The organism is Vibrio sp. E14, from assembly GCF_020515785.1.
Classification (GTDB): Bacteria; Pseudomonadota; Gammaproteobacteria; order Enterobacterales; family Vibrionaceae; genus Vibrio; species Vibrio diabolicus.
In genome coordinates, this window is the sequence record NZ_JAHPJI010000026.1 from 1 (window position 1) to 4,130 (window position 4,130).

Here is a 4,130-nt window from a genome sequence, read left to right on the forward strand (position 1 = left end):
TAGCGCAAGGAGAAATCGACGATCGAATATCTATTGGGATTAATCGCATTACTTACATCAATGGTAGCTGCCATCGTTGGGTTTGGTGGTGGCATGCTTTTAATTGCTATTCTTCCAGTCTTCCTAAGCCCTAATTTGATCATACCAATCCATGGTCTGGTTCAATTAGCAAGTAACTCATCTCGCATGTTGTTTTCATTGAAACATGTTAGATGGGAACTTCTTCCCCGCTTCTTAGTTGGATCAGTAGTCGGTGCATTAACGATTGGTTATGGCCTCTCTCATATTTCAATGGAGTATGTTCCAGTTGCAATTGGCCTGTATATTTTACTCAATCTATGGAGTCCACGTTTTTCAGCGTCAGTTAGTCGATACGAAAGCTATTATCTGATCGGCTTCTTGCAAACGGGTTTAGGGTTGGTAGTTGGTGCAACTGGCCCTTTGAGTTTGAGCGTGTTAACAAAACAACTGAAGTCGAAAGATGAAATCATAGCAACAAGCTCATTATTTATGACAATCAGTCACCTAGCAAAAATACCGGTGTATTTGTCGTTCACAGAGAGCATGTTTTCTGACTTAGGTCTTATTGTTTATATGGTCATGGGCGCGATCTTAGGCTCGTTTCTGGGAACGAAGCTTCGACTAAGCACAAGAAATGGTTATATTGTTACAATAATCAAGGCGCTACTGACTTTGCTAGCGGTTAAGATGATAAGTGAAGTTGCGCTATAACAAAGCGTTTAAGAGTGATTCCAAACGCTTGCCGGTTTCGCTTCGCTCACAGTATGGCAAGCGCTTGTCACACCTTAACGCGGCGTTATACGCAGGAGGGATTGTGGAAGAATTTCAAGGCATCATTAGGCAGTGTGACGTACTCACTCGTGAAGTCGAGTTCGACAGAAATACTCGAAATATAGTGGCTATGGCTCTATTCGATCTTAGTCACGAACATGCAATGTCTATAAGTCATCTATGTGATATTCAAAGGTATGGTTCTGCCGCTTCGTTGTATCGCTCTTGTGCTGAGGCGTATATACGAGGTAGTTGGGTTTACCACTGTGCGTCAGACTCTGAAGTGCTAGCCACAAAGAACAGAAATAAGAAAGGCAAAGCATTGAGTACATTAGTCGATGAACTAACAGACAAACACCAAGATTTTTCATTTCTAAATAGGTATGCAAAAAGCTCTCTAAAAAATGTGCTTGATAGTTTATCTCACGGTCAAAGCATTCAGATTGCTCACAGATTTGACGGTGAAAGTATTGGCTTCATATATGATGCTGAAGTTGTTAAGGTGTTTTTGCAAGAGGCGTGTATGTTCTCTTTATTATCAAATGCTTCGATTGCTCAAATATCTCGTGATAGTTCAATGGAAGCTAGTATTGAGAAGTTGTTCGAACGTATGCATGAATGCGTATAACAAAGCATTTAAGAGTGATTCGCAACGCTTGGCAGTTTCGCTTCGCTCAAGTATAGCCAAGCGCCGCTCACACCTTAATGCGGCGTTAGTTTGCCCACCGACTACAATCAGTCGGTAGGGAATTTCTGCTTCTGGTGTAGAACTCGCATTATACGAATTACTGAGCCGTCAACCCAGTAGGAAACAATCATCGAGATTTCGGGGATAATTAGTAGTCGCCCTCGAATACCATCTCGTTGAACACCCATCAGTGGTTGCTCAAGTAAATTCTCTACTTTAGTTTCGATGATTTCGTCAGTTTTATCTGCCGCGTCAGGGTTGAAGTCATAAAGAAACTCAAAGATCTTTTCACGATCATTTAGCGATTCTTCTTCCCATAAAATCATTGTTGACCTCGGTTTCGAATCTTAGCTTTTCGCTCAGCCATTCGTGCTTTTGCTGAGTCGTGATCAACAAATGAAGCTTTTCCTGAGTCAAACTTCTCAAATGCTAGGTTTACTTGTTCAGTCAACCAATTGTCGTGAGATAATGCTTTTCGTTGTTGTTCAGCCATTTGCTCGGTAAGCTCACGGCAAGCATCGCTAAGTGTGCGTCCTTGGCTCTCTGCCATTTGTTGAGCTAAGCGTTTAACTTCGTCATCAACACGAAATTGAATTCTAGTGTCCATGAGTAACTCCTAAATTTACGTGTGTACAAATGTTAGCACTAGCGTTAGGCAAGGGCAACTAACAAAGCATTTAAGACGGATTCCCAACGCTCGGCATTTTTGCTTTGCTTCAGTTTCAGTGTTTACGGCACAATACTTTAAGTGTGGTGGTCTGCGTTGCTCACCACTTAATGCGGCGTTATATTTTATTGGAGTTCATCGTGCTAAACAGAATCGAAGAATGGATTGATTTAACTAATGAAAGGTTTTCTAGTCAACGGCAAAGTTGTGCGTTGTTTGCGACTGAATTTGCTGGTTTTTACTCTGAAGAGTTTCTAGCTGACTCATATTTTGTAGTCGTTGATAGTATCCCAAAACCAGATTTTCCAGAATTACGCCAAGCGGGTCTAGGTGATTTTCTTGATATAGAAGTCCAAGGCATAACATACAAGAACACTTACTATATTGTTCCGAGTGTCGCTAAGAACTTACGTTTGCATTTTCACGAGTTGGTGCATGTTGCCCAATGGAAGACTTTTGGTGCTATTGGCTTTTTGAAACGCTACATCACCGAGGTTCAAAGTGTTGGTTATAACGAAGCACCGCTAGAGAAGTTAGCTTATGCATTTGATCTCCACTTTTCTCAAGGTGGACAAAAAATTGATGTCCCAAGCTATGTAGAAAGTAAAATATAACAAAGCATTTAAGACGGATTCCCAACGCTCGGCATTTTTGGTTTGCTTCAACTTCAGTGCTTACGGCACAATGCTTTAAGTTCAGTGGTCTGCGTTGCTCACCACTTAATGCGGCGTTATATGCCAGTAATCAGGAAGTCGATAGCAGCAATAATCTCGTTTCTAAAAGTGCTCAAATCATTTACCGGATCACGCAAGATCTTAGTTGGTACACTTGCCATTTGGTGAGTTAGGATTACGAAGTCACCTTCATCAATGTGGATCACTGGGCATAGGTGAGTAGGGGCTTTCTTCTCTAACATTTCAACCGGTGTTAATGGAATCACCAGTCGGGTATTCAGTGTATCAAGCATTTCACTTTGAACATCAACAAAGTATGGGTAAGCGGTAGCAGTACTTTTATCGTTATTTTGGTATAGTGAAAACTGTGACATTAGAATACTCGGTAAGAATCAGAAAACAGACCGTGATTTTCGGTTAGTTCATTGCAAGCGTTGATAGCATCTTCATTTTGCTCTAACCACTCAGTCTTACGGCGCTGATTTACTTCTTTTTCAAGGGCTTTTTCCATTGTTGCCGAGAGGTTTATGTTTAGGCGCTTAGCTTCAGCGAGTAACTCGCTATTTAAGCTTAAGTTTGCAGCCTTCTTGGGTGCTTGCGTACTATATGTGTTTCTCATGATAATTACCTATGCGTATTTATGATGCGCATTAAGTATAGGCGTACGAAAGGCATATAACAAACAATTTAAGAGTGATTCCCCACGCTTGGCATTTTTAGTTTGGGTTTAGTTTAGTGTTGACGGCGTCTAAGTTGAGTGCAGTGGTAGCGTGGCTCACACCTTAATTGGGCGTTATAAGCCAAAGAGGAAATATGGAAAATTCTTTAATACTTGTTGCTCTCAGTGCGGAGCAAATCTCCCAAGCAAAAGCGGTCAATGGGCAGCGCAAACAGATTACCCATGCATTACTTTGTGGTTCTTATGGGCAAATGTTTGGTACTGAAAAACAGTGCTCGAAATACTACAACGTATGGAAATATATTTTCCAAGACCTATTTCCCGAGTCAAAATCTGTGCAGGCTTGTGATGTGATTAATTATAAATCAACCTTTGATTTAGTGAACATTCTAATGGCAGCTGCTGACCAAAAGAAACAGGTTAATAAATGCACTAAACCAACTAAAAGCCAGAAACCTCAGCTAACAGAAAAGAAAGGGGTTTGGGCACGTATCTTTGGGTAGGCTTATAACAAAGCGTTTAAGACGGATTCCCAACGCTTGGCATTTTCGGTTTGATTCAGCTTTAGTGTTTACGGCACAATGGTTTAAGTGTGGTGGTAGCGTTGCTCACCACTTAACGCGGCGTTAT

General features: G+C 41.2%; 8 protein-coding genes. 4 read left to right on the plus strand and 4 right to left on the minus strand.

All coding sequences use genetic code 11. The features are described 5' to 3' along the window. The first annotated feature begins 33 nt into the window (after positions 1–33). Together LIX84_RS23090 and LIX84_RS23095 are read left to right on the plus strand one after the other, a co-directional pair. A complete protein-coding gene (locus LIX84_RS23090) occupies positions 34–732 on the plus strand; it encodes a sulfite exporter TauE/SafE family protein (RefSeq protein ID WP_226422255.1) in 699 nt (232 codons plus the stop codon). 103 nt (positions 733–835) lie between these two features. Beyond that, entirely contained in the window at positions 836–1,420 is a 585-nt protein-coding gene (locus LIX84_RS23095) for a DUF6988 family protein (RefSeq protein ID WP_226422256.1), read from the plus strand. A gap of 107 nt (positions 1,421–1,527) precedes the next feature. Here the strand turns inward: LIX84_RS23095 and LIX84_RS23100 are convergent, their stop codons facing one another. Both LIX84_RS23100 and LIX84_RS23105 read right to left on the minus strand, forming a co-directional pair. Next, positions 1,528–1,806, minus strand: coding sequence for a type II toxin-antitoxin system RelE/ParE family toxin (locus tag LIX84_RS23100; protein WP_053312146.1), 279 nt, complete (start codon positions 1,804–1,806; stop codon positions 1,528–1,530). After that, positions 1,803–2,087 (minus strand): type II toxin-antitoxin system RelB/DinJ family antitoxin, encoded by a 285-nt coding sequence (locus LIX84_RS23105; protein WP_053312147.1) that lies wholly within the window; start codon positions 2,085–2,087, stop codon positions 1,803–1,805. The genes LIX84_RS23100 and LIX84_RS23105 overlap by 4 nt, the downstream gene beginning before the upstream one ends. A 200-nt stretch (positions 2,088–2,287) precedes the next feature. On the opposite strand from LIX84_RS23105, the gene LIX84_RS23110 reads away from it, so the two are divergent. After that, positions 2,288–2,761 (plus strand): hypothetical protein, encoded by a 474-nt coding sequence (locus tag LIX84_RS23110; protein WP_226422257.1) that lies wholly within the window; start codon positions 2,288–2,290, stop codon positions 2,759–2,761. Positions 2,762–2,877: 116 nt separating this feature from the next. On the opposite strand, the gene LIX84_RS23115 is transcribed toward LIX84_RS23110, so the two are convergent. Together LIX84_RS23115 and LIX84_RS23120 are read right to left on the minus strand one after the other, a co-directional pair. Continuing rightward, on the minus strand, positions 2,878–3,195 hold the full coding sequence (locus tag LIX84_RS23115; RefSeq protein WP_026050327.1) for a CcdB family protein: 318 nt from the start codon (positions 3,193–3,195) through the stop codon (positions 2,878–2,880). After that, entirely contained in the window at positions 3,195–3,440 is a 246-nt protein-coding gene (locus LIX84_RS23120; RefSeq protein ID WP_226422258.1) for a type II toxin-antitoxin system CcdA family antitoxin, read from the minus strand. The genes LIX84_RS23115 and LIX84_RS23120 overlap by 1 nt, the downstream gene beginning before the upstream one ends. A gap of 194 nt (positions 3,441–3,634) precedes the next feature. Here LIX84_RS23120 and LIX84_RS23125 point away from each other — a divergent pair, with 194 nt between their 5' ends. After that, on the plus strand, positions 3,635–4,003 hold the full coding sequence (locus tag LIX84_RS23125) for a hypothetical protein (protein WP_226422259.1): 369 nt from the start codon (positions 3,635–3,637) through the stop codon (positions 4,001–4,003). The last annotated feature ends 127 nt before the right edge of the window (positions 4,004–4,130 follow it).

Bases quoted from the DNA above. Each gene is read 5' to 3' on its own strand.
- LIX84_RS23100 (WP_053312146.1), bottom strand. From the start codon at position 1,806: ATGATTTTATGGGAAGAAGAATCGCTAAATGATCGTGAAAAGATCTTT.
- LIX84_RS23105 (WP_053312147.1), bottom strand. From the start codon at position 2,087: ATGGACACTAGAATTCAATTTCGTGTTGATGACGAAGTTAAACGCTTA.
- LIX84_RS23115 (WP_026050327.1), bottom strand. From the start codon at position 3,195: ATGTCACAGTTTTCACTATACCAAAATAACGATAAAAGTACTGCTACC.
- LIX84_RS23120 (WP_226422258.1), bottom strand. From the start codon at position 3,440: ATGAGAAACACATATAGTACGCAAGCACCCAAGAAGGCTGCAAACTTA.
- LIX84_RS23125 (WP_226422259.1), top strand. From the start codon at position 3,635: ATGGAAAATTCTTTAATACTTGTTGCTCTCAGTGCGGAGCAAATCTCC.